Raw genomic sequence first — 22,612 nt, forward strand, 5'->3', positions numbered from 1 at the left:
GGACCGTCCACTGCACCGCCCCCGTCTTCTCCCGAATGATGCCACCGGAGCTGCCATGACGCTCGTCACGAACCGTACCCTGCTCGACGTCGCCGCCGGCGCCGGATTCGGCGTGGGCGCCTTCAACGTCGCTGACCTCACCATGGCCCAGGCCGTCCTCGACGCCGCCCGCGCGACCGACTCGCCGGTGATCGTCGAGACCCTCGCCGGCGCCCACCCGCACGGGCCGGACACGGTGTTCTGGGCGGCGTTGCTCCGGCTGATCGAGGAGTACCCGGAGGTGCCCGTCGCACTGCACCTCGACCACGGGCCGTCGTACGAGACCTGCGTGCGGGCGATCTCGGCCGGGTTCACGAGCGTGATGATCGACGGCTCGCTGGACGCGGCCGGCCGGCCGGCGTCGTTCGAGCGCAACGTCGAGGTGACGCGGCGGGTCGTCGCGTACGCGCACGAGCGAGGGGTGTCGGTCGAGGGGGAGCTGGGCACGATCGGCGGCTCGAAGGACGGGACGGCGCGGGCCGAGATCGTGCTGGCCGACCCGGCGGAGGCCGCGGCCTTCGTCTCGTCCACCGGGGTCGACGCGCTCGCCGTCGCCATCGGCACGTCGCACGGCGCCTACAAGTTCGACACCCCGCCGGACGGCTCGGTGCTGCGGCTGGACCTCGTCGCCGAGATCGCCGCGCTCGTCCCCACCACCCACCTCGTCCTGCACGGGTCGTCGTCGCTGCCGGACTCGCTGCGTGCGCGCGTGAACGCCGCCGGCGGGCGGGTGCCGTCGTCCTGGGGCGTCGCGGACGAGGAGAAGGTGGCGGCCATCGAGCTGGGGGTCCGCAAGATCAACCAGGGGATGGACCACTACCTCGCCTTCACCGCCGGCGTCCGAGAGGCGCTGGCCGCCGACCCCGCCTCCGTCGACCCGGCGACCTATCTCGCCGCGGGCCGCGAGTCGGCGCAGCGGCTGCTGGAGGAGCGGATGGTGCTGTTCGGCCAGGCCGGCCGGGCGTCGCTGTACCGCCGCTGACGGCGGGAGCGCTGGTCCCATGCGCGATACGTTGTACACGTACTAGGTGTCACAGGGAGGCGACGTGCGACTCAACAGCAAGGGTCAGGTCACCGTCCCCGCTGAGCTGCGTCGGCAGTTCGGCCGGCGCGAAGGGGACGAGGCCGATGTCGCCGACTCCTGCGTCCTGCTCGACGTCGCCACCGCCGATCCGCAGTGGGCGGAGTGGTCCGGGAAGGCGCTGGAGCGAGCGCTCGTCGGCGCCCACGCCGCCGTGCGATCGTATCGTTTGCTCACCCGTGATACGACGCGCTACCGCACGTACTTCCCGCGGCTGCGGCTGATCGCACCGGACTGAGCATTCAGAGGCCGAGGATGCGGCGCAGGCCGTCGTCGACGGCGGGCATGAGGTGGGGTGGGACGCGGCCGGCGCGGTCGCGCAGGTCCCGCTTGTCGACCGTCACCAGGGCGGTGACGTTGACGACGGAGTCGCGGGGGAGGCCGGTGGCGGCGGCCGGGAGGAACACGTTGCCGGGCAGTTCGGCCCGGGCGGTGTTCGAGGTGACGACGACGGCGAGCGTGGTGGCGAGGCGGCTGGCGTTGTAGGGGTCGGCCTGGACGATCAGCACCGGGCGCCGCTTGGCCGGGCGGCTGCCGCGCGGTGCGCCGAGGTCGGCCCAGTAGAGGTCGCCCCGGGCGATCACCAGTCGGACTCGTCGGCGGCGAGCGTGTGCCGGCCGGCCGCCACGGCGACGCCCGCGGAGTCGTCGTCGCCGGTGCGGTCGAGGACCTGGTCGATCTGGGCCGTGAGCGAGGCGTCGTCGAGCTGGCGCAGGTACTGCTCGGCGGCGCGCGCGAAGAACTCCGAGCGGCTCATGCCCAGCTCCGCGGCTCGGCGGGTGGCGCGCTCGAACGTGGCGTCGGGGAGCGAGATCGCGGTCTTCACACCCCGAGTATAACCGGGTACTACCGCCGGGACCCCGTGCCCAGCCAGCAACAGGCGCAGATCTACCACTACTTCGGCAGCAAGGACGGCCTGTTCGACTCCTACCGGGAGCGGCCCTTGGGCGCAGCGGCTGGCCACCTGGTTCCGGCTGGAGTGGGCCGGCGCCCGGCCGCTGGAGATCGTGCTCGAGAGCAACGCCGCCAAGGTGCGTTCACGTAACGCCGCCGCGCGGTCATCGTGCGCGCCGTCGCGGCACTCGTCGCCGCCTGACCCTGCACGCGGCCCGGTGATCGCCGGACGAATCGGACATTGACCCGTCTCCCGGCGTGCGGCTACTGTGCGCCCACAAGTGTCTATCTGTCTATACCGCTAGACAACCGGGAGGCACGATGAGCACCTTCACCCGCCGCGCCCTGGTCACCGCGGCGAGCGCCGCCACCGCCGGAGCCGCGGCCACCGCCCTCACCCCCGCGACGGCCGCCGCCGGCCCGAAACTGGGCCTGCTCTCCGCGGGCGAGGTCGAGAGCACCATGGACCCGGCCGCCACCGGCCCGGCCAACGCGGCGGCCTTCGCGGCCGACGTCGCGGCGGCGGACGGCCGGCAGATCGTCGTGCCGCCGGGGACGTACACCGTCGGGCAGGTGGCGATCACCGGTGCGACGATCGACGTCCGCTTCATGCCGGGCGCGCTGCTGGTGCCGGACGCGAGCCTGCACGCCGTCGGCCCGGCCGGCCGCTGGTTCCAGGCCACGAACTGCGACACCCGGCTGTACGGGCTGGTCGTCGACGGGCAGAACATCCCGGAGGGCGCCTGGCGCTCCGACGGCGGCGAGCTGCGCATGTACGACACCCGGATGGCGAACCTCGGCTTCCTCGACCTGCCGGGCAACTCGACGTCGCTGGGCACGTACGGCATCACCGTCAAGGGCGTCCAGGAGGTGATCGTCGACGGCTACGTGGGCCGCGACTTCGTCGGGCGCAAGGACGACGTCTTCGCCAACCAGGCCGGCAAGGTCAACCACCTGTTCGTCTTCGACTGCGAGCGCGTGACGGTGCGCAACGTCACCGCGTCGGGCGGCGAGGGGGAGGACAACGACTTCGTGCACGTGCTGGACCAGCGGGCCACGCCGACGATGCACGGCACGTTCGAGAGCTGCCACTTCCTGTACAACGGCCAGACCCGCCGGTGCATGAAGTTCCAGGGCGGCAACTGGAGCCTGCGCGACATCCACTGCTACCCGGGCCCGGACTTCGTCGCGGCCGGCCCGGACACCGACGTCGGCGAGCAGAACCTCAACTGCGTCGACTTCGCCGGCTCGCTGGCCGGCACCGTCCGGCTCTCCGGCAGCTTCATCGACGCGACCGGCTACGTCGTCGGCGTCTCGCACACCGTCGGGCCGCTCGGGAAGGTGATCGTCGAGAACACGACGATCGTCGGCGGGCGCCGGCACGCGATCCGGAACAACCCCGAGCCGCCGCACGCCGCGCAGGACATCCAGACGATGGGCTTCTTCGCCGCGCCGTCGGAGAACGAGAGCGAGATCCGCGACTGCGTCGTCAAGGGCTTCTCCCGGGCGATCGTCGTGCAGGGCCAGCGCAACCGCGTCGTCGGCAACACCATCGAGGACCCGGCGGAACTGTGGTTCCAGGGCGGCAGCTCATTACCCAGGGACTTCCTCGAGCTGTCCGGCAACAAGGTCTACACCCGTACGCCGGGGGCGATGTCGGTGCAGCCGCGCTGCGCCCGGATCGACAACTTCAGCAACCTGGAGATCGACGACAACACGCTGCTCCGGGTGATGCGGATCGAGAACAACGTGCTCGTGCCGGAGAACACGACGCACGCGGCGGTCTTCATCGACCTGCTCAACGTCGACGCGTCCGGCTTCGCCCGCAACAACCGGGCGCCCGCGGGCACGACGCCGGTGCGGACGGGCGGCACGAATGTCGCGCTCTACCAGAACCAGGGCCACCAGCTGCGGCCGCTGTTCACCACGGCCGACGTCGGCAACGTCATCACCGGCGAGGACAACCTGCACACCCACGCGATCCCGGCGTTCAACCTGAACACCGCCGGCGCGGCCGTCCGCACGACGTTCACCGGCGCGACGACGAACAACGCCAACCCGAAGACGCTGCGGGTGTACGTCGGCACGGCGCTGGTCATGACGAAGTCGCTGACGCCGAACCAGGCCGGCGCCTGGCAGGTCGAGATCGTGCTGATCGCGACCGGTGCCGGCAGCCAGCGGTACACGGTGAAGCTGATCGAGTGCCCCGCCGCCGGGTCCGGCGCGCCCACCGTCGCCGGCGTCGCGGCGGGTTCGGCCATTCAGCCCAGCAACGCCCAGATCATCCTCAAGACCACCGCCGAGGCGGTCGCCACCAACGACGTGATCGCCCAGGTCGGCGTCTCGGAGTCGCTCGAGGGCCGGCACTTCGTCTTCACCTGAGTCCGAGGAGAACCCCGCTCATGCCACGTCTCGCCAGCCGGCTCGCCACCCTCGCCGCCGCCGTCGCCCTCGTGGTCGGCGGCGCGGCGAGTGCCCCTGCCGAACCGGTCGCCGACCTCACCGAGGTCGGCACGCCCATCACGAACGTCGCCATCGACAAGGTCGCCTACGGCACGCTGCCCGACGGCACGCCGGTCATCTACACGGTGCTGCTCGGCTCCGGCACCACCAGCCTGCACGTCATCGACCTGCGCGAACGCCGGTCGATCCGGTCCGTCCGGCTGGACGGCGCCATCGGCTCGCGCGACCTCGCCGTCGCGCCGGACGGCACGCTGTACATCGCGACGTTCCAGCAGGGCCGCCTCTACTCCTACGACTACGCGACGAATACGCTGACCGACCTCGGCCGCCCGTCGAGCGCCGTCACGTACCTCTACGGGCTGGGCATCCACCCGGACGGGACGGTGTTCTTCGGCGGCTACCCGACCGGGCAACTGTTCGCGTACGACCCCGACGACGGCACGTTCCGCGACTACGGCAACCTGTCGCCGGACTCGCAGTACCTGCGCAGCGCCGTCGTCTGGGGCGACGCGGTCTACGCCGGCCTCGGCACCCAGCGGGCGCGCCTCGTCCGCGTGGACATCGCCTCCGGCGCCGTCACGCCGATCCCGCTGCCGGCGCCGTACGACGCCGAGCACGAGGTCAACCAGGTCACCGTCCGCGGCGACGTCGCCTACGTGCACCTGACCGCGTCGCGGACGATGCTGCGCTACGATCTGCGGGCGCAGCGGTGGCTCGCACCGCTCGGGCCGGCCGGCGGGCTGGACGTCTCGCCGGTGGCGCCGATGCGCAAGGAGGTCTACTTCGTCGGCACCAACGGCCGGCTGAACGCGTTCAGCACGCTGACCGGGCGCATCCGCGAGACCGGCGCGTTCCCGTCGATGTTCACCTCGCGCGGCTTCGCCTGGATCGACCTGGACGAGCCCGGCTACCCGGGCGAGTCGCTGGTCATGACGGACTACATCGGCCGGCTGTGGGTGCACAACCCGCGCACCGGCGAGTCGCGGGTCGACCAGCTGGAGATCACCGGCGAGCCGGTGCACATCCGGGCGCTGGGTGTCGGGCCGGACGGCCGGATCTGGGCGGGCGGGCTCGGCTCCGGCGGGCTCTCGTGGTACGACCCGGCCACCGGTGGAATGGCGCAGGTGCCGCGCGGGACGGTCGGGCAGACCGACGAGATGCTGCGCGTCGGCTCCGACCTCTACCTCGGGACCTACCCCGCGGGGACGGTGCTGCGGTACGACCCGGGCGCGCCGTTCGCGTGGGGCGGCAACCCGGGCCCCGTCGCGAACCTGTCCGCACAGGGCCAGGATCGGCCGATGGCGCTGGCGTGGGCGGCCGGTCGCCTGGTCATCGGGACGGTGCCGAACTACGGGCAGCTCGCCGGCGCGATCAGCGTCTACGACCCGGCGACCGGGTCGGTCGCGGTGGATCGCGGGGTGGCCGGGAGCGGCAGCGTCGTGTCCGCGGTCGCGATCGGCGACGTCGTCTACGCGAGCACGTCGAAGTGGGCGGGCCTGGGCATCGTCCCGCCCGGCGACGACGGCAGGGTGTTCGCGTACGACCCGGTGACCCGGACCAAGCTCTGGGAGGTCGTCCCGTACCCCGGCCTGCCCGCGGTCACGGAGCTGGCGGTGTCGCCGTCCGGGACTCTGTGGGGGCTGACCCAAGGGCGGCTGTTCGAGCTTGACCCGTCGACGCGGCAGGTCGTGCGCGAGATCTCCGTCCCGGCGGAGGACTGGACGAACGTCGACCACGTCTGGTCCGAGGGGCAGCGGCTCGCGGTGCTGCCCGACGGCACGGTGTACGCCGTCGTCGGCGGGCAGCTGCTGCGCGCCGACGTCGCCGCTGGTGCGGTCTCCGTCGTGACGTCCGGGGTGTCGGCCGTCGTGCTCGGCGACGACGGTGCGCTGTACCTGTCCAAGGGCGCCGTGCTGCATCGGCTGGTGCCGTGAGCGGGTTCGTCATGACGGTGCTCGGCCCGGCCGACCCGGCCGGGCTGGGCGCCGTCGACGCGCACGAGCATCTGTTCCTGTGCTCGCCGGCGCTGCCCGGCGACGACTTCGGCGACGTCGACTCGATGGTCGCCGAGGTCGAGACGGTGCGGGCCGCCGGCATCGACACGATCGTCGACCTGACCCCGGTCGGTCTCGGCCGCTCGGTTCCGGGGCTGGCGGAGGTGAGCCGGCGGACCGGTGTGCACGTCGTCGCCGCGACGGGCTACCACCGCGACGCGCACTACCCGGCCGGGCACTGGGTGTACCGCGAGCCGGCGTCGGTGCTGGAGGAGGTGCTCGTCGCGGACCTGACCGGCGGCGTCGACGCGCGCGACTGGCAGGGCCCGACGCCGGCGCCGACCGAGCACCGGGCCGGGATCGTCAAGCTCGGCGCGTCCTACCAGCGGGCGTCCGCGGCCGAGCGGACCCGGCTGGGCGCGGGTGCCGCGGCCGCGCGGCGCACGGGTGCGCCGGTCGCCGTCCATTGCGAGATCGGGACGCTGGGGCCGGAGCTGCTCGACCTGCTGGCGGCCGGCGGCGTCCCGGCGCATCGGGTGCTGCTGGCGCACCTGGACCGCAACCCCGACCCCGGGCTGCACGCCGAGCTGGCGTCGCGGGGTGCGTACCTGCTCTACGACACCGTCGGGCGGATCAAGTACCGCCCCGACTCCGTGCTGCTCGACCTCGTCGAGCGGATGGTCGTCGCGGGCCACGGCGATCGCGTGCTGCTGGGGACCGACGTCGGGCGGCGCTCGCAGCTGCGCGCGATCGGCGGCGGGCCTGGCATGGCGGTGCTGGGGGAGACGTTCGTCCCGCGGCTGCGTGCCCAGGTCGGACACGACGCCGTCGACGCGATCCTGCGGGCGAACGCGTGGTCGGCGTTGACCTGGGCGGTCGTCTAGCCGGGTTGGCGGAGCAGTTCGATGTCGAACAGGTAGCGGCCGCCGACGTAGCGGGACTCGGTGAACTCCAGCGGCGCGTCGGCCTGGTCGTGGATCGTGCGCTGCTCGATCAGCAGCGGCGCGCCGGGCGGAACGTTCAGCCACTGCGCCTCCTGGACGTCCGCCGCGGCCGCGGTGAGCGTTCCGTGCGCGCGGGTGGGCGTGCGCCCGATCGCCTCCAGCGCCACGAACAGCGACGTCTCCTCCAGGTTCGCTTCGAGCACGCCGGCGCAGACGGCCGGCAGCCGGACGTTCTCGACCGCCATCGGGACGCCGTCGGCCAGCCGGAGCCGCTGGATCGCGACCACCAGCCCGCCGACCGGCAGCTGCAGCGCCACGACCTCGTGGTCGGTGCCGGCCCGGACGCCCGACTGCAGCAGGCGCGAGCCCGCCTTCAGCCCGCGGCGGCGCATCTCCTCGGTGAACGAGAGCAGCGTGTTGATGCGCCGGTGCACCGGCGTCTGCGCGACGAACGTGCCGCGGCCGGAGACCCGGTACAGCAGTCCGTCGGCGGCCAGCCGCTGGACGGCCTGGCGCGCGGTCATGCGGCTGACGCCGAAGCGCCGGCACAACTCCGCGTCGGACGGCAGCGGGTCGCCCGGCTGCGCCTTCGCGATCATCTTGCGCAGCTCGCTCTCGATGATCACGTACGCGGGCGGTGTGGTCGACTTCATCCAGTCCCCGTCATTTGAGTGGTTGACGAACTCACTAGCAGTATAGATACTCTGCCTATCTAGACAGCCAGTCAGGTTGCTTTCTTCGAGGGAGTGGCGTGCACGAGAGGGTCCTGGGCATCGACGTCGGCGGCACCACGGTCAAGTGGGTCGTGTTCGACGTGCGGACCGGCCGGGTGCTGGTCCGGGGTGCGATCCCGACTGCCGGCGACCCCGCGGCCGTCGCCGCCGACCTCTCCGCACTGGCCGCCGCCGCCGACCTCGCCGCACTGGCCGCCGCCGATGCCGCCGTCGGATACGCGCCGGGGGACGCGGCGCGCGGCGCCCGGATCTCGGCGATCGGTGTCGGCGTGCCGGGCCACGTCGACCGGGCGACCGGCGTCGTCCGGTTCCTGCCGAACGTTCCCGGCGACTGGCCGGGCTTCCCGCTCGCCGCCACCCTGCGCGGCGCCACCGGCCGCCCGGTCACCGTCGTCAACGACGCCCGCGCGTTCTGCCTCGCCGAATGGCGGCTGGGAGCGGCCCGCGGCTACGACGACGTGCTGTTCCTGACACTCGGCACGGGGGTCGGTGGCGGCGTCGTCAGCGGCGGCACGCTGCTGACCGGCCCGGACGACCGGCTGGGCGAGATCGGCCACCTCGTCTACGACCGCGGCGGCCCGCCCTGCGGCTGCGGCCACCGCGGCTGCCTCGAGACCTACGCCAGCGCGACGGCGATCGCCCGCGCCGCCGGCCGCATCAGCGCCGCCGACGTCTTCCTCGCGCCCGCCGACCCGCGGGCCCAGACGGCCGTCGCCGCCGCGGGCCGGGCCATCGGTGAGACCGTCGCCAGCCTGTGTGCGGTCCTGCCGGCCGATCTGCTGGTCGTCGGCGGCGGAGTGGCGGCCGGCCTGCCGCGGCTGCGCCCGTCCATCGAGGCCGCACTCGCCGAACGACGCGACTTCATCGGCGTGGTCGACGTCGTCGCGGCCGGGCTGGGACCCGACGCGGGAGCCGTCGGCGCCGCCCTGGCAGCCCTGGATTCGACCACGACGGACGGAGGTGCGCGTGAGCTGGATCAGGCGAGCGCATGAGGTGCTCGACACGATCGCGCGGACGCAGGGCGAGGCCATCGAGACGGCCAGCCGGTTCTGCGCGGACTCGATCGGCGGCGGCGGGGTGGTGCACACCTTCGGCACCGGCCACTCGCGCATCCCGGTGGAGGAGCTCTTCCCGCGCTACGGCTCGTATCCCGGCTACCACCCGATCGTCGAGCTGTCGATGACGTTCCACACCCAGGTCGTGGGCGCGAACGGGCAGCGGCAGGCGATGTTCATCGAGCGGGTCGAAGGGCTCGCCGAGCAGATTCTGGCCAACTTCACGCTGCGCGAGACCGACGCGATGATCGTGTTCAGCGCCAGTGGCCTGAACGCCGTCCCGATCGAGATCGCCCAGCAGGTCCGCAAGGCCGGCCTCAAGGTCATCGCGGTGACGGCGCTCGCGGAGTCCCGCTCCGCCCCGGCCCGGCACAGCTCGGGCACGCGGCTGGCCGACCACGCCGACGTCGTCATCGATCTGTGCACCCCGCCCGGCGACGCCCTGTGCGGGGTCGACGGACTGGACGTGCCGGTCGGGCCGGGCAGCACGCTGGCCGCGGTCGCGATCGTCAACGAGATCAAGGTGCGGGTCGCCGAGCTGCTGACGGCCGCCGGAACGATGCCGCCGGTGCTCACCAGCAAGGCGCTGGTCGGCCCGGAGGAGTCGGCCGCCCGGTTCGAGGCCGCCTACCTCGACCACGGCCGCCGGGCCGCCGCGGTCCTGCGGGGGACGCCATGAGGGTCCTGGTCTGCGGCGGCTCCGGCGGCATCGGGTCGGCGTGCGTCGCCACCCTGACCGCCGCCGGCGCGCACGTCGTCGCCGCCGACCGCGACACCGCCGACATCACCCGGCCCGGCGGCGCGGAGAAGGCGGTCGCGCGGGCGCTCGACGAGCTCGGCGGACTGGACGGTGTCGTGCACGCGGTCGGCCGGTCCGGCCGGCGGCTCGGCGACGGTCCGGTGAGCGGGTGCACCGACGAAGCCTGGCACGAGGTGCACCGGGTCAACCTCGACTCGGTGTTCTGGCTGCTCCGCGCGGCGCTGCCGGTGCTGCGCGGCAACGACGGCGGCGGCTCGGCCGTGGTGATCGGGTCGGCGCTGGCCCGGACCCTGGACCGCGACTTCCTCACCGCCGCCTACCTGACCAGCAAGAGTGCCGTCGAGACGCTGGTCCGGGCGGCCGCCTTCGAGGGCGCCCCCGACGGCGTCCGGGTCAACGTCGTGGCGCCCGGGCTGGTGGACACCCCGATGGCGGCTCGTGCTCTGACGGACCCGGCGATCGGCGGCCGGCTGCCGGACCTCATGCCGCTCGGCGGCCGGGCCGGATCGCCGGACGACGTCGCGGTGGCGGTCGCGTGGCTGCTCTCGCCGGCGTCGGCGCAGGTGACCGGCGCGGTGCTGCCCGCCGACGGTGGCTGGAGTCTGCGATGAGCGCGCCGCCGCCGCTGTGGGAGGGCGATGTCGTCGTGGTCGGCGGCGGGTCGGCGGGATGCGCCGCCGCGGTGGCGGCGGCGCGAGCCGGAGCGAGCACGCTGCTGATCGAGGCGGCCGGGTTCCTCGGAGGCACCGGCGCCGCGGTCCTCGACACGTTCTACGGCTTCTACGCACCGGGCGGCGACGACGCCCCGAAGGGCCGGGTGGTCGGCGGCATCGGCTGGGAGGTCGCCGCGTCGCTGCTGGCGGACGGGCAGGCGTTCGAGCGGCCGAACAGCTACGGCGCCGGCACCGGCGTCACCTACGAGCCCGAGGCGCTCAAGCGCACCTGGGACCGCCTGACGCACGAGGCCGGCGTCGCCACCCTCCTCCACACCACGTTGACCGGTGTCACCACCAAGGACCGGCGGGTCGACGGCCTCACCGTCGTCACCAGGGCCGGCACTCGCACCGTCACGGCGAGAACCGTCGTCGACGCCAGCGGCGACGCCGAGGTGGCGTGGCGGGCCGGCGCCGCCCTCGAGCGTCCGGCGGACGACCAGAAGCTGCAGCCGCTCACCGCGACCTTCCGGCTCGGCGGCGTCGACACGAACGTCATCACGACGAAAGAGCTGCACGAGCGGCTGGCGAAGGCGGCCGAGTCCGGTCGCTACCGGCTGCCGCGGCGCGAGGGCTCGGTGCACCGGACGGTGCTGCCCGGCGTCGTGCACACGAACCTGACCCGGGTCGGCGGAGTGGATCCGACCGACCCGTGGCAGCTCTCGGCGGCGGAGGCCGAGGGACGGGCCCAGGTGGCCGAGTACGTCCGCTTCCTCACCGAGGAGGTGCCGGGGTACGAGGATGCCTACCTGTTGTCGACGTCGGTGCGCATCGGCGTGCGCGAGACCCGCCGGCTGATCGGGCGGTACGTGCTCACCCGCGACGACGTCCTGGAGGCACGCGACTTCCCGGACGCCGTCGCCCGCTGCGGCGCACCCGTCGAGGACCACGACGGCGGGGAGTCGACCATCTGGGAGTACGTCGGCGGGCACCGGTCCGGACGCACCTACGGCGTGCCCTACCGCTGCCTGCTACCTGGAGAACTGGACAACCTGGCCGTCGCCGGCCGTTGCCTGTCCGCCACGCACGACGCGCACGCCTCCGTGCGCTCGATGGCCCAGTGCATGGCGCTCGGACAGGCGGCCGGCACCGCGGCGGCACTGGCACCGGACGGTGCCGCCGGCGCGCTGGACGCGGCGGTCCTGCGGGACCGGCTGGCCGACGGCGCGGCCGTGCTCTGACCCCACACGAAGACAGCGACAGAGAAGGAGACGGAGAGATGCGCACCCGCAACGCTCCGACCGCAGCCGTGCTCGCCCTGGGCATCGGACTGCTCGCCACCGCCTGCGGCGGCGACGACACCGACGACGCGGGCGGCGAAGGCGGCGTCTCGGGCGAGGTCACCATGTGGACCTACCCGGCGATCGCCGACGAGCCCACCCACCGGGCGTTCTGGGACGACACCATCGCGGCGTTCAACGAGGAGTACCCGGACGTCGACGTGACGGTCGAGATCTTCCCATGGGCCGACCGCGACCAGGCGCTGACGACGGCCATCGCCGGCAACAGCGCCCCGGACGTCGTCTACCTGATCCCGGACCAGCTGCCGGCCTACGCACGCAACATCGAGCCGATCGACGACTACCTCAGCGAGGACGAGAAGGCCGACTACCGGCAGAACGTCGTCGACTCCGTCAGCATCGACGGGCAGATGATGGGCGCGCCGATCCTGCAGAGCGTCCTCGCGCTGGTCTGCAACAAGCAGGTCTTCGACGCCGTCGGGCAGACGGAGTACCCGGAGACGTGGGACGACCTGCTGACGATGGCGCCGGCGTTCCAGGCGGCCGGCTACGACATGACCGCCTACCGGGGCGACGTCGCCAACTCGCTCAACCTGTCCTTCTACCCGTTGCTCTGGCAGGCCGGCGGCGACGTCTTCAACGACGACGGCACCGAGGTGGCGTTCAACAGCGACGAGGGCGTGCGCGCGCTGGAGTTCGTCCAGCAGCTGGTCGAGGACGGCTACGTCGACTCGGCGCCGCTGACCACCGAGCCGCCGCTGGAGCAGACCCGCATCGCGCAGAACAAGGTCGCCTGCATCTGGGACATGGAGCCGCAGTACCTGGTCGACTTCTGGGGCGCCGAGAACGTCGTCGTCCGGCCGCCGCTGAGCGACGCCGAGCAGATCCAGTACGGCACCGTCGGCTCGCTGTCGATGCTGCGCACGTCGGAGAACAAGGACGCCGCCGGTGCGTGGATCGACTTCGTCACCGCCGCCGACCGTGCCGCCGAGTACGACACCGCCGGCCGGTTCTTCTCCACGAAGGAGTCGGTCGGGACGCTCTACGACGGCGACCCGATCCTGGGTGAGCTGGAGCAGTACGCCGGCCTGACCACCGTCGGCCCGCTGAACGCGCACGCACGCGAGGTCATGGGCGTGCTGGCGCCGGAGATCCAGGCGGTCCTCGTCGGCGACAAGGACCCGCGGCAGGCGCTCGACGACGCCGCCGCGGCGGCGAACGCGCTCCTCGGATGACGGTGAGCGGCATCGCGGTCGCCTCCCGCCGGTCGCTGCGCCGGCGGGAGGCCCGCGTCGGGTTGCTGTTCGTCCTGCCGGTCCTGCTGTTCTTCCTCGCGTTCCGGTTCGGGCCGGCGCTCGCGGGCGGCGTGCTCGCGTTCACCGACTACACGATCGGCGCGGAGACCAGCTGGACCGGCCTGGACAACCTGCGGCGCATGGTCGACGACCCGCTGTTCTGGCGGGCGCTGCGCACGACGCTGGTCTACTCGGTGCTCGCGGTGCCGCTGTCGATCCTGGCCGCCCTGGGCATGGCGCTGCTGGTGCGGCGGTCGTTCCGCGGCGTCCGGCTGTTCCGGTCGATCTTCTTCCTGCCGGTCGTGACCAGCCTGGTGCTGGCCGGCATCGTGTTCACCTGGATCTTCTCCCAGGGCGGGCCGTGGTCGTCGCTCCTGGGCGCCGTCGGCCTGCCGGACCGGTCGTGGCTGTCCGACACCGCGCTGGTGGTGCCGGCGCTGGTCATCGTCGCGGTGTGGACGCGGTTCGGGTTCGGCATGCTGATCCTGCTGGCGCGGCTGCAGGACATCCCGCGCGAGCTGGAGGAGGCGGCGCTCACCGACGGCGCCGGCGCCTGGCACCGGTTCCGCTACATCGTGCTGCCGGAGTTGCGGCCCGCGCTGTTCTTCCTCGCGGTCATCGAGACGACGGTGTCGTTCCAGGTGTTCGACACGGTCTACGTGATGACCGGCGGCGGGCCGGCGCAGTCCAGCTACATGCTCGTCTTCCAGCTCTACGACCAGGCGTTCCGGTACTTCGACTTCGGGTACGCGAGCGCGATCGGGCTGGCGCTGTTCGTGATGACGCTGGTGGTCGCGCTGATCCAGCGGCTGACCCTGGGGAGGGACCGATGACCGCGCTGAGCACGCCGGCCGCACTGGACGCCGACACCGGCGCGGGTGGCGGGTCGCCGAGGCGCCGGCCCTACCGGGCGCTGCAGCCCAGCCGGGCCGGGACGGCGGTGCGGGCGGTGCTGCTGTTCCTCGCCGCCGTCGTGACGCTGTTCCCGTTCTACGCGATGGTCGTGTTGTCGCTGAAGCCGGCGGGCGCGATCGTCATGCCGGACAGCCTGCTGCCGTGGCCGATCTCGACGGAGGCGTACGAGCGGGTGCTGAGCGCGGAGTCGGTGCTGCGCTGGACCTTCAACACGGCCGTCTACTCGGTGGTGTCGGTGGTCGCGGTGTTGTTCCTCGCGTCGCTGGCCGGGTACGCGTTCGCCCGCAAGCGGTTCCCGGGCAAGGAGGTGATGTTCTGGTCGTTCATCGCGATGATCATGGTGCCCTACCACGTCACGCTGATCCCCAGCTTCATCGTCATCTCCGAGGCCGGCGGCGTGAACACGTACTGGGGGCTGATCCTGCCGACGCTGGCCAACGCGCAGGCCGTCTTCCTCATGCGGCAGTTCATCAAGTCGCTGCCCGACGAGCTGTTCGAGGCGGCCATGCTGGACGGCTGCTCGGAGTGGCGGATGTACGTGTCGATGGTGCTGCCGCTGATCAAGCCGATCATGGCGACGCTCGGCGTGTTCGTGTTCCTGTGGCACTGGAACGACTTCCTCTGGCCGCTGATCGTGGGGCAGAGCACCGACATGCGCACGCTGACGACCGGCCTGGCGTCGTTGAACGCCGAGAACGCGCCGTTGAACGTCGTGCTGGCCGGGTCGGTGGTGGCGTTCGTGCCGATCTTCATGGCCTACCTGGTCGGGCAGCGGTACTTCACCGAGGGCGTCACGATGACCGGGGTCAAGGGATGAGCGTGGTCATCGCGGTCGCGGTGCCCGCGGACCTGCGGGCGCTGTTCTTCCCGGACGGGACGGGCGTCGCGCTCGGCGGCCTGGGGGAGCTGCGCGTGGCGGCCGACGGCGCCGCGCTGGGCTCCGCCGAGGGGCTGGCGGCGCTCGCCGGACCGGCCGACGTGCTGGTGACCAGCTGGCCGTGCGCGTCCGTCACCGGCCCCGTGCTCGACGCGGCGCCGCGGCTGCGGCTGGTCGCGCACACCGGAGCGTCGGTGAAGCCGTACATCGGCGCCGACGCGTTCGCCCGCGGCGTCCGCGTCACGCAGGCCGGCGCCGCGATGGCCCGTGCCGTCGGGGAGCAGGCGGTTGCCCTGACACTTGCCCTACTGCATCGAGTGCACCGGTTCGACTTTGCCCTTCGCTCGGGCACGCCGTGGACGGAGGCCAAGGTGGCGCCGCCACGGCACGAGCTGGCCGGCAGCTCGGTCGGCGTCGTCGGGGCGTCGCGGACCGGCCGGGCGTACGTCGAGCTGGTGCGCGCGCTCGGGGGCGTCGTCACCGTCGCCGACCCGTTCCTGCCGGCCGCCGAGGCCGACGCGCTCGGGGTCGCCGTCGCCGACCTCGACACCGTTCTGCGGACCTCGCGGGTGCTGGCGCTGCATGCGCCGGTGCTGCCGCGGACGCGGCGGATGATCGGCGCGCGCGAGCTGGCCCTGCTGCCCGACGGGGCACTGCTGGTCAACACGGCCCGGTCCGCCCTCGTCGACGGTGACGCGCTGCTGGCCGAGCTGCGCACCGGCCGGATCGACGCGGCGATCGACGTCTACGACGAGCAGCCGCTGCCCGTCGGCCACCCGCTGCGGTCGCTGCCGAACGTCCTGCTCACGCCGCACGAGGCCGGCGGCACGCTGGAGGCGCGGGTGCGCGGCGGCCGCCTCGTCGCCGAGGAGATCGCCCGGTTCCTCGCCGGCGAGCCGCTGCGGCACGAGGTCGTCGAGGAGCAGTTGGCCCGACTCGGGTGAACGGCGAAATATCACTGCGAAATCACCGAAATGGGACGGAAAGCTCGCGCGGTCAGACTGTGGCTCCCCTACTCCTGAGGAGCCATCTGTGGGCACATTCGCTCGCCGGGGCATCGTCCCCGGGGCGACGGCCGTGCTGTCGTCCGTGCTGCTCGCCGCGCTGGTCACGGGGCCGTCCCCGGCCACCGCGGCACCCGGGCCGGAAGAGCCGGCCGAGGTCGCGTCCGGCCCGGACTGGTCCGTCGAACGCGCACCCGGCGGGTACCAGGTCACCGTCGAGCTGGACGAGGCGCTGCCGATCCGCGGCGACGCCCCGACGATCGTCGTCGACGGCGAGTCGATCGGCCTCGCCACCGAGTCCGGCGACGGCCAGTCGCTCACGGTCTACACGGCCGACCCCGCGGTCGCGGCGGCCGGCACCGTCGAGCCCGGCTGGTCCAGCGAGTCCGCCGCGGCGCCGGCCGTGGCCACCGAAGCCACCGAGGTGCCGGTCGTGTCCGCCGCGGAGATCGCGGCGAACCCGCTGGAGCCGGGGCCGTACGACTGGAGCGAGTCGATCTACGCGTTCGGCGACCAGGCCGTCCCGCTCGCGGCCATCGGCGGCCTCCGCGGCGAGCTCGAGGGCAAGCTCTACCTGCCCACGACCGGCGGCGCCCGGCCCACGGTGATCCTGCTGCACGGCCGGCACGGCTCCTGCTACGGCGACGGCGCGGCCAACCCGAACCGCTGGCCGTGCGCGCCGTCGCCGGACGCGAGCCCGGCCCGGTTGTCGATCCCCAGCTACCTCGGGTACGACGGCACCGCGCGGGCCCTGGCCAGCCACGGCTACGCGGTCGTCTCGATCTCGGCCAACGCGGTCAACGCGAACGACAACCAGCTCGCCGCCGACCAGGGCGCCCAGGCGCGCGGCCGGCTGATCCTCGACACGCTGGCGATGCTGGACCAGGCGACGAAGGGCCGCCGGGTGGCCTACCACGACGCCTGGACCGATCGCGAGGTCACCCTGAACCAGGCACTCGCGGCGGGGACCGCAGCCCTCTCCGCGCGTGCCGGCGCCTTCCCCGGCGGCGTCGACGAACTCGACACCGTCTCCGCCGCCGACCTGCGCGGCCGGTTCGACCTCGGGCACATCGGGCTGATGGGGCACTCGCGCGGCGGTGAGGGCGTGACGTCGGCGGCCGTGCTCAACCAGGCGCTGCCGAAGCCGTGGGCGATCGAGTCGATCCTCCCGCTCGCGCCGGTCGACTTCGGCCGCATGACCGTGCCCGACGTCCCGATGAACGTGGTCCTGCCGTACTGCGACGGCGACGTCTCCAACCAGCAGGGCCAGCACCTGCTGGACGACTCGCGGTACGCGTTCGACGACGACGTGCTGCGCAGCGGCGTGTGGGTCATGGGCGCCAACCACAACTTCTTCAACACCGTCTGGACGCCGGGCCTGTTCTCGTTCAGCGTCAGCGACGACTGGGGCAGCGCGGCCCGCCGGGTCGAGCCCACGTGCGGGACCGACCCGTCGGTCGCGGACACCTCGATCCGGCTCTCGCCCGCGGCGCAGTACGACGTCGGCACCGCCTACATGTCGGCCTGGTTCCGGCTCACCATGGGCGGCGAGGAGCAGTTCCTGCCGATGTTCGACGGGTCCGGCGCGGTGCCGGCGTCGCTCGGCGGGGCCGACGTCCGCAGCGTGTCGACGGCGCCGGCCGGGTCGCGGTCGACGCTGGCGACCTTCGAGGAGACGTCGCCGCTGGTGACGACCGTCGGCGGGGCGACGGCGCAGGTGTGCGCCAGCCTCAGCGAGCGCACCGTGCCGCAGCAGCTGCCGCCGTGCGCGTCGACGCCGAGCGCGGTGGCCCCGCACTGGACGCCCGCTTCCAACGGCGGCAACGTCCCTGCGACGCCGCTCACCCGGCTGAGCTGGGCCGCGGCCGGTGAAGGGCTGTCCGTCGCGGTGCCGGCCGCGCAGCGCGACGCGAGCCGGTTCGAGCGGCTCTCGGTCAAGCTGGCGGCCGACGAGACCGTCTCCGCCGGCACCGATCTGGTCCTGTCGGTGACGGACCGGTCGGGCGCGGCCTGGTCCGCGCCGGTCGGCGAGCTGAACCCGTACGCGCTGGTGAGGATGCCGACGTCGGACACGGCCGCGGCCGCCAGCACGCTGAAGAAGATCGTGCTGCAGCAGGTCGACGTGCCGATCGCGGAGCTGGCCGCCGCCGGTCTGGATGTCGCCCGGCTGGCCGCGATCCGGCTGACGGGCACGGCGCCCGGCGCGGCGTACGTGTCGGACCTGGCGTTCGAGTCGTCGGCGGTCGGCCGGGCCCGTGCGCGCACCTGGCGGACGATCGACGTCTACGCGCCGAACACCGACGAGGGCGACGGCCCCGGCAGCACCGAGGTCGCGGTCTACCTCGACCGTCCGTCGCCGGTGCCGGTGACCGGCTACGTCTCCGTGCTCGGCTCGGCCACCAGCCGGGCGGGCGCGACCATGCAGGAGGTCACGTTCGGGCCGGGCGAGACCTGCAAGGTGGTCAGCGCGTCCCGGCAGGGCGACACCGCGCCGAGCGCGAGCGCGGGAACCCAGGTCAAGGCGAGCGTGATCAACACGTCCGGCGCGGTGATGGGCAGCCGGGCCATCGGGTTCACCTGGCTGCGCGAGGACGACGGGGTGCTCGACGGCGGCGCGTCGCTGCCGTCGTACGGGACCCCCGGCTCGGCCTGCGACGAGCTGGCGCGGGTGCAGGCGGGCGTGCGCATCGGCGCCCGCGGCGTCGTCCGGCCGGGTGCCGAGGCACTGGTCACGGCGGCCGGCTTCCGGGCCGGCGAGGCGGTGACGATCACTGTCGAGGGCATGACGCCCGTCGACGTCGTGGCCGACGCAGCCGGGGCCGTGGCCCACCCCGTCGCCGTCCCCGCCATCGTGGGCAGCCGCTACCTCGCCGTCACCGGGGTCGGCGCGGGTACGTCGCTGACCGCCACCGGCCAGTTGGTGATCGCGTCGGCGCCGCGCGGGTCGTCGGGCTGACGGCCCGGGCTCGCGGCGGAGGCCGGCTGACCAACCGTCAGCCGGCCTTCGCCGCCTGCCACTCGCGGTCGCCGAAGTCGGGCCGGTGCCGCTGGTAGAAGCCGGACAGCAGCGGCGACGAGATCATCAGGTCGGCGCTGGTGACGTTGCAGGCCACTCCGATGTTCCACACCGCCGCCAGCCGGAGCAGTGCCCGGACGTCCGGGTCGTGCGGCTGCGGCTCGAGCGGGTCCCAGAAGAAGATCAGCAGGTCGATGACGCCCTCGGCGATCTTCGCGCCGATCTGCTGGTCGCCGCCGACCGGGCCGGACAGGAACCGCGTCACCGGCAGCCCGAGCTCATACTCGAGCATGGTGCCGGTGGTGCCGGTCGCGTAGAGCTGATGCCGGGCCAGCGTGTCGCGGTTGAACGCGGCCCAGCTCAGCAGCTCGACCTTCTTGTTGTCGTGCGCCACGAGCGCGATGTGCCGTCGAATTCCACTCACCCGTCCAGCGTCGGCCGGGTCGATGAACGCGCGGTTACGACGGTGTCAGCGCTTGCCGCCGCCCAGCAGCCCGCCGAGGGAGCCGAGCAGGTCGCCCAGGCCGCCGCCCGAACCGCCGCTGCCGCTGCCGCCGCCGAGCAGCCCGCCGAGGATGTCGGCCAGCCCGCCACCGGACTGCGCCTGCTGCGACGGCGCCTCCTTGCCGCCGCCCTTGAGCTGGCCGGCGAGGTAGGACAGCACGATCGGGGCGAGCAGCGGCAGCAGCTTGCCGATGAGGTCCGAGCCGCCGCCCTTGCTGTTGAACCCGGCCAGCTGGTTGACGACCTGGTCGCGGTTGCCGCCGAACACGTTGCTGACGATCTTCTCGCCGTCCTTCGTGTTGACGCGGCCGAGGTCGACGCCGTCCTTCACCAGGTCGTCGTCGTGGTCGTCGAGGGCCTTCGCCAGCGACGCCGCACCGTCGGAGTCCTGCGCGTTGGCCTGCATGCCGCCGATCAGCGCCGGCAGCGCCTGCCGGGTCGCCTGCTCGGCGGTCTTCTCGTCGACCCCGAGAGAGGCGGCGATCTGGTCGATCGGGAGCCGGGTCAGCAGGTCGTCGATGTCCATGATGTGCCTCTCGGTCGTGTGCGGCGAGAACGTCGCGGATCTGCGACGAGTATGCCGCCGCACCGTCGCGCCCGCGACCGGTTCGGCCTGGTGACGGGCGGACGGCTTGGCACGTATCGTCGGGGTCCGCCCACCCATGGAGGAGCCGTGATCATCGTCGCCGGACACCTGCGCGTGAACGCCGCCGACCGCGAGGCGTACCTCGCCACCTGCATCCCCGTCGTCGAGCAGGCGCGGACGACCGAGGGCTGCCTCGACTACGCGTTGTCGGCCGACCTCGTCGACGCGGAGCGGATCAACGTCTACGAGCGGTGGGCGTCGCGCGAGGCGCTGGACGCGTTCCGCGGCGACGGCGCCGGCGACGAGCAGGGCGTGCTCCTCACCGGCGCCGACGTCCGCGAGTTCACCGCCGGCTCGGAGATCCGGCTCTAACCGGCGACGCCGGCGATCAGGCCGATCGCCAGCAGCTTCAGCAGCCAGTCGCCGCCGTGGACGAGCGCGGTGCGCGGCGGCACGCCCTCGTGGAACAGCGCGCCGGTCCAGAGCACCAGCGGGAAGCCCACCCACAGCGCCAGGCCGAGCAGCAGTCCGCCGCCCGCTGAGGAGACGTCGGCCGCGGCGGCGACCCCCACGACGACGGCGGCCAGCACGAGGTTGCGGGCCAGCTCGACGACCGGCAGCTGCCAGGCGGGCCGCCGCGGGGGCCCGGCCGGGCCGGCGGGGGCGCCCACGATCCCGTAGTAGACGAACCCGATGACGAACGCCGCGACCGTGCCGGCGGCGACGGCGCCGAGCGACACGTCAGGCATCGGAACCGCCCTCCAGCCGGGTCTTGAGCACGTCCAGCCGCTCGCGCCAGAACGTCTTCAGTTCCGTCGCCGCGTCGGCGCTGGGGAGCCGGACGTGCGACACGGTGATCCGCGACCGGCCTGCGTCGCGGACGTCGATGACGACGTGGACACGGGTCGGGCCGCCGTCCCAGTCGAAGCGGGCCGACGCCGGGCGGGTCGCCGTCCGCTCGGTGAGCTTGCCGTCGGGCAGCCACGCGGCCCGCCGTGTCTCGTCGACGAGGGCGTCGAAGAGCCGCTCGGCGCTCACGGCGATCGTGCGCGAGACGCCGACGGTGAAGCCGTCCTCGTGCTGGCCGACGGCGCGGCCGAGGCGGGCCCGCTCGTAGCTGCCGACGACCGCCTGCGCGTTCCACGCCAGCGGCACCACGCCGAGCTGCCCGGCCACCCAGCGGGCGGTCTCGCGGTGCGACTTCTCGGCCGCCCCCCACTCGTCGAGGAGGTCGAACCACTCCTCCCAGCCGCGGCCGGTGCGCTCGCGGATGGTCGCGTCGGACGTCGCGAGGACGGGCTTCGCGGCGGCGTCGGAGCTGCCCGTGCCGCCCGGGTCGGCCCCGGCCAGCAGCACGGCACGCGCGGCGGTGTAGCTCTCTCCGGTCTTGGCCATGCGCGTGCGGACGAGTTGTTTGAAGGATCGTTGCCTGGTCATCGGGTGTTCCTCTCGTCGGCGGCGCGACGCGACTCACGCTCACGACGTCCGCCGGAAAGGACACACCGAACCGGCATCCCGAGGGCTCGAGCCCCCTTTGCCCCCGCTGCCGCCGGTGGCGTGAGCACCGGAACCGAGGGTTGGGCGCAGGACGGCGCCACCTTCGGCAAACTACCACCGCGCGACGGGTCAGGCGAGTGCCGCGTCGATGAGCCGTCCGGCCAGCGCGGCGAACGCCGGGTTGGTCTCCCGGTAGTACTGCACCGCCATGAGTCCCTTGACCAGTGCGTACCCGCGACCGCGTGCCCAGGCGTCGTCGTCCGGGGCCAGCTCGGCCCGGTAGGTGTCGCGGGCGGCGCCGGTGAACACGCTCCACGCCGGCAGCAGATCGTACGCGCCGTCGCCGGAACCGGAGGCACCGAAGTCGAGCACGGCGCTCAGCGAACCCCCGGCAATCAGCAGATTCACCGGCAGCAGGTCGCCGTGCACCCACACCGTTCGGCCGTCCCACGTCTCGGCGGCCAGCGCGTCGTCCCAGACGACGGTCGCGGCGGCCGGATCCGCGGTGCCGTCGAGCGTCGCGATCGCGGCCCGGACGGCGTCGTCGTCGGCGGCCAGCAGGCGCTCGCCCTTCCCTGGCGGCGCACCGTGCGGCGCGACGTCCCGCAGCGCGCGGACGAATCCGGCCAGCCGCGCCGCCGCGTCGACGTCGTCGGCCAGCGCGCCGGCGCTCGGCACCGCGCCGTCCAGCCAGCGATAGACCGCCCAGCGCAGCGGGTACTCGTCGACCGGCTCGCCGGCCGTCACCGGCTCCGGGATCGCCAGCGGCAGCCCGGCGCCGGCGAGCCGCGGCAGCCAGGCCAGCTCGTGCTCGAGGTCGCCGGCCCACGACGGCACCAGCGGCAGCCGCACCGCGAGCTCGTCGCCGAGCCGGTAGATCGCGTTCACCGTGCCCGCCGACCGCACCGCCCGCAGCGGCAGACCGGCCCACCGCGGGAACTGCGCGTCGACCAGCCGGCGCACCAGCGCGTCGCCGATCGCGACCTGGCCTGCGTGCATG

At 73.3% G+C, this 22,612-nt stretch carries 23 protein-coding genes; 15 read left to right on the plus strand and 8 right to left on the minus strand.

Translation table 11 applies throughout. From position 1 onward, the window contains the following. Positions 1-55 precede the first annotated feature (55 nt). Entirely contained in the window at positions 56-1,021 is a 966-nt protein-coding gene (locus tag DZA62_RS32060) for a ketose-bisphosphate aldolase (RefSeq protein ID WP_116953042.1), read from the plus strand. A 64-nt stretch (positions 1,022-1,085) separates the two neighbouring features. Next, positions 1,086-1,358 carry an AbrB/MazE/SpoVT family DNA-binding domain-containing protein gene (locus DZA62_RS32065; RefSeq protein WP_116953043.1) on the plus strand — a complete coding sequence of 91 codons (273 nt, stop codon included), beginning with the start codon at positions 1,086-1,088 and terminating at the stop codon, positions 1,356-1,358. Positions 1,359-1,362: 4 nt separating this feature from the next. Here DZA62_RS32065 and DZA62_RS32070 read toward each other — a convergent pair whose 3' ends face one another. Together DZA62_RS32070 and DZA62_RS32075 are read right to left on the minus strand one after the other, a co-directional pair. After that, positions 1,363-1,707, minus strand: coding sequence for a type II toxin-antitoxin system PemK/MazF family toxin (locus DZA62_RS32070; RefSeq protein WP_116953044.1), 345 nt, complete (start codon positions 1,705-1,707; stop codon positions 1,363-1,365). Continuing rightward, entirely contained in the window at positions 1,701-1,946 is a 246-nt protein-coding gene (locus DZA62_RS32075; RefSeq protein WP_116953045.1) for a ribbon-helix-helix domain-containing protein, read from the minus strand. The genes DZA62_RS32070 and DZA62_RS32075 overlap by 7 nt, the downstream gene beginning before the upstream one ends. 389 nt (positions 1,947-2,335) lie before the next feature. Here DZA62_RS32075 and DZA62_RS32080 point away from each other — a divergent pair, with 389 nt between their 5' ends. Genes DZA62_RS32080 through DZA62_RS32090 form a run of 3 tightly spaced genes read left to right on the plus strand, consistent with a single transcriptional unit; the run spans position 2,336 to position 7,355 of the window. Further along, positions 2,336-4,396, plus strand: a complete 2,061-nt coding sequence (locus DZA62_RS32080; protein ID WP_116953046.1) for a hypothetical protein — start codon at positions 2,336-2,338, stop codon at positions 4,394-4,396. A 20-nt stretch (positions 4,397-4,416) separates the two neighbouring features. After that, positions 4,417-6,411, plus strand: a complete 1,995-nt coding sequence (locus DZA62_RS32085; protein ID WP_116953047.1) for a PQQ-binding-like beta-propeller repeat protein — start codon at positions 4,417-4,419, stop codon at positions 6,409-6,411. Beyond that, on the plus strand, positions 6,408-7,355 hold the full coding sequence (locus DZA62_RS32090; RefSeq protein ID WP_198664423.1) for a phosphotriesterase family protein: 948 nt from the start codon (positions 6,408-6,410) through the stop codon (positions 7,353-7,355). Before DZA62_RS32085 ends, DZA62_RS32090 begins: the two co-directional genes overlap by 4 nt. Here DZA62_RS32090 and DZA62_RS32095 read toward each other — a convergent pair. Further along, positions 7,352-8,068 carry a GntR family transcriptional regulator gene (locus DZA62_RS32095; RefSeq protein ID WP_116953048.1) on the minus strand — a complete coding sequence of 239 codons (717 nt, stop codon included), beginning with the start codon at positions 8,066-8,068 and terminating at the stop codon, positions 7,352-7,354. The genes DZA62_RS32090 and DZA62_RS32095 overlap by 4 nt on opposite strands. A gap of 98 nt (positions 8,069-8,166) precedes the next feature. Here DZA62_RS32095 and DZA62_RS32100 point away from each other — a divergent pair, with 98 nt between their 5' ends. The 9 genes from DZA62_RS32100 to DZA62_RS32140 all read left to right on the plus strand — a co-directional run bounded on the left by DZA62_RS32100 (position 8,167) and on the right by DZA62_RS32140 (position 18,965). After that, on the plus strand, positions 8,167-9,141 hold the full coding sequence (locus tag DZA62_RS32100; RefSeq protein ID WP_116953049.1) for an ROK family protein: 975 nt from the start codon (positions 8,167-8,169) through the stop codon (positions 9,139-9,141). Continuing rightward, on the plus strand, positions 9,116-9,883 hold the full coding sequence (locus DZA62_RS32105) for a sugar isomerase domain-containing protein (RefSeq protein ID WP_198664424.1): 768 nt from the start codon (positions 9,116-9,118) through the stop codon (positions 9,881-9,883). The genes DZA62_RS32100 and DZA62_RS32105 overlap by 26 nt, the downstream gene beginning before the upstream one ends. Further along, positions 9,880-10,575: an SDR family NAD(P)-dependent oxidoreductase gene (locus tag DZA62_RS32110; RefSeq protein WP_116953050.1), complete on the plus strand. Its 696-nt coding sequence runs from the start codon at positions 9,880-9,882 to the stop codon at positions 10,573-10,575. The genes DZA62_RS32105 and DZA62_RS32110 overlap by 4 nt, the downstream gene beginning before the upstream one ends. Further along, on the plus strand, positions 10,572-11,858 hold the full coding sequence (locus DZA62_RS32115; RefSeq protein ID WP_116953051.1) for an FAD-dependent oxidoreductase: 1,287 nt from the start codon (positions 10,572-10,574) through the stop codon (positions 11,856-11,858). Before DZA62_RS32110 ends, DZA62_RS32115 begins: the two co-directional genes overlap by 4 nt. Before the next feature lie 38 nt (positions 11,859-11,896). Then, entirely contained in the window at positions 11,897-13,153 is a 1,257-nt protein-coding gene (locus DZA62_RS32120) for an ABC transporter substrate-binding protein (protein ID WP_116953052.1), read from the plus strand. Beyond that, positions 13,150-14,046, plus strand: coding sequence for a carbohydrate ABC transporter permease (locus DZA62_RS32125; RefSeq protein WP_116953053.1), 897 nt, complete (start codon positions 13,150-13,152; stop codon positions 14,044-14,046). The genes DZA62_RS32120 and DZA62_RS32125 overlap by 4 nt, the downstream gene beginning before the upstream one ends. Continuing rightward, positions 14,043-14,945 (plus strand): carbohydrate ABC transporter permease, encoded by a 903-nt coding sequence (locus tag DZA62_RS32130; protein WP_116953054.1) that lies wholly within the window; start codon positions 14,043-14,045, stop codon positions 14,943-14,945. The genes DZA62_RS32125 and DZA62_RS32130 overlap by 4 nt, the downstream gene beginning before the upstream one ends. Continuing rightward, positions 14,942-15,949, plus strand: coding sequence for a hydroxyacid dehydrogenase (locus DZA62_RS32135; RefSeq protein ID WP_116953055.1), 1,008 nt, complete (start codon positions 14,942-14,944; stop codon positions 15,947-15,949). Before DZA62_RS32130 ends, DZA62_RS32135 begins: the two co-directional genes overlap by 4 nt. 88 nt (positions 15,950-16,037) lie before the next feature. Further along, the gene (locus tag DZA62_RS32140) at positions 16,038-18,965 is read left to right on the plus strand and encodes an alpha/beta hydrolase (RefSeq protein WP_116953056.1); all 2,928 of its coding nucleotides are present in this window, start codon (positions 16,038-16,040) and stop codon (positions 18,963-18,965) included. Positions 18,966-19,002: 37 nt separating this feature from the next. Here DZA62_RS32140 and DZA62_RS32145 read toward each other — a convergent pair whose 3' ends face one another. Together DZA62_RS32145 and DZA62_RS32150 are read right to left on the minus strand one after the other, a co-directional pair. Next, the gene (locus DZA62_RS32145; RefSeq protein ID WP_116953057.1) at positions 19,003-19,449 is read right to left on the minus strand and encodes a methylglyoxal synthase; all 447 of its coding nucleotides are present in this window, start codon (positions 19,447-19,449) and stop codon (positions 19,003-19,005) included. Positions 19,450-19,494: 45 nt separating this feature from the next. Then, positions 19,495-20,058, minus strand: coding sequence for a DUF937 domain-containing protein (locus DZA62_RS32150; protein ID WP_116953072.1), 564 nt, complete (start codon positions 20,056-20,058; stop codon positions 19,495-19,497). A 144-nt stretch (positions 20,059-20,202) separates the two neighbouring features. Here DZA62_RS32150 and DZA62_RS32155 point away from each other — a divergent pair, with 144 nt between their 5' ends. After that, a complete protein-coding gene (locus tag DZA62_RS32155) occupies positions 20,203-20,487 on the plus strand; it encodes a putative quinol monooxygenase (protein WP_116953058.1) in 285 nt (94 codons plus the stop codon). Here DZA62_RS32155 and DZA62_RS32160 read toward each other — a convergent pair. From DZA62_RS32160 to DZA62_RS32170, 3 genes are all read right to left on the minus strand, one after another. Then, positions 20,484-20,864, minus strand: a complete 381-nt coding sequence (locus tag DZA62_RS32160) for a DUF1761 family protein (RefSeq protein ID WP_116953059.1) — start codon at positions 20,862-20,864, stop codon at positions 20,484-20,486. The genes DZA62_RS32155 and DZA62_RS32160 overlap by 4 nt on opposite strands. Further along, complete coding sequence (locus tag DZA62_RS32165; protein WP_157988040.1) at positions 20,857-21,552, minus strand: SRPBCC family protein; 696 nt, start codon at positions 21,550-21,552, stop codon at positions 20,857-20,859. The genes DZA62_RS32160 and DZA62_RS32165 overlap by 8 nt, the downstream gene beginning before the upstream one ends. 189 nt (positions 21,553-21,741) lie before the next feature. Continuing rightward, positions 21,742-22,611 carry an aminoglycoside phosphotransferase family protein gene (locus tag DZA62_RS32170; RefSeq protein ID WP_116953073.1) on the minus strand — a complete coding sequence of 290 codons (870 nt, stop codon included), beginning with the start codon at positions 22,609-22,611 and terminating at the stop codon, positions 21,742-21,744. Between the last annotated feature and the right edge of the window lies 1 nt (position 22,612).

Origin of the sequence: Jiangella endophytica (genome assembly GCF_003427025.1) — a bacterium.
Taxonomy (GTDB): domain Bacteria; phylum Actinomycetota; class Actinomycetes; order Jiangellales; family Jiangellaceae; genus Jiangella; species Jiangella endophytica.

Coding starts and splice junctions, on each gene's coding strand:
- DZA62_RS32060 (WP_116953042.1), top strand. CDS start 56: ATGACGCTCGTCACGAACCGTACCCTGCTCGACGTCGCCGCCGGCGCC.
- DZA62_RS32080 (WP_116953046.1), top strand. CDS start 2,336: ATGAGCACCTTCACCCGCCGCGCCCTGGTCACCGCGGCGAGCGCCGCC.
- DZA62_RS32085 (WP_116953047.1), top strand. CDS start 4,417: ATGCCACGTCTCGCCAGCCGGCTCGCCACCCTCGCCGCCGCCGTCGCC.
- DZA62_RS32095 (WP_116953048.1), bottom strand. CDS start 8,068: ATGAAGTCGACCACACCGCCCGCGTACGTGATCATCGAGAGCGAGCTG.
- DZA62_RS32110 (WP_116953050.1), top strand. CDS start 9,880: ATGAGGGTCCTGGTCTGCGGCGGCTCCGGCGGCATCGGGTCGGCGTGC.
- DZA62_RS32115 (WP_116953051.1), top strand. CDS start 10,572: ATGAGCGCGCCGCCGCCGCTGTGGGAGGGCGATGTCGTCGTGGTCGGC.
- DZA62_RS32120 (WP_116953052.1), top strand. CDS start 11,897: ATGCGCACCCGCAACGCTCCGACCGCAGCCGTGCTCGCCCTGGGCATC.
- DZA62_RS32125 (WP_116953053.1), top strand. CDS start 13,150: ATGACGGTGAGCGGCATCGCGGTCGCCTCCCGCCGGTCGCTGCGCCGG.
- DZA62_RS32130 (WP_116953054.1), top strand. CDS start 14,043: ATGACCGCGCTGAGCACGCCGGCCGCACTGGACGCCGACACCGGCGCG.
- DZA62_RS32135 (WP_116953055.1), top strand. CDS start 14,942: ATGAGCGTGGTCATCGCGGTCGCGGTGCCCGCGGACCTGCGGGCGCTG.
- DZA62_RS32160 (WP_116953059.1), bottom strand. CDS start 20,864: ATGCCTGACGTGTCGCTCGGCGCCGTCGCCGCCGGCACGGTCGCGGCG.
- DZA62_RS32165 (WP_157988040.1), bottom strand. CDS start 21,552: ATGACCAGGCAACGATCCTTCAAACAACTCGTCCGCACGCGCATGGCC.
- DZA62_RS32170 (WP_116953073.1), bottom strand. CDS start 22,611: ATGCACGCAGGCCAGGTCGCGATCGGCGACGCGCTGGTGCGCCGGCTG.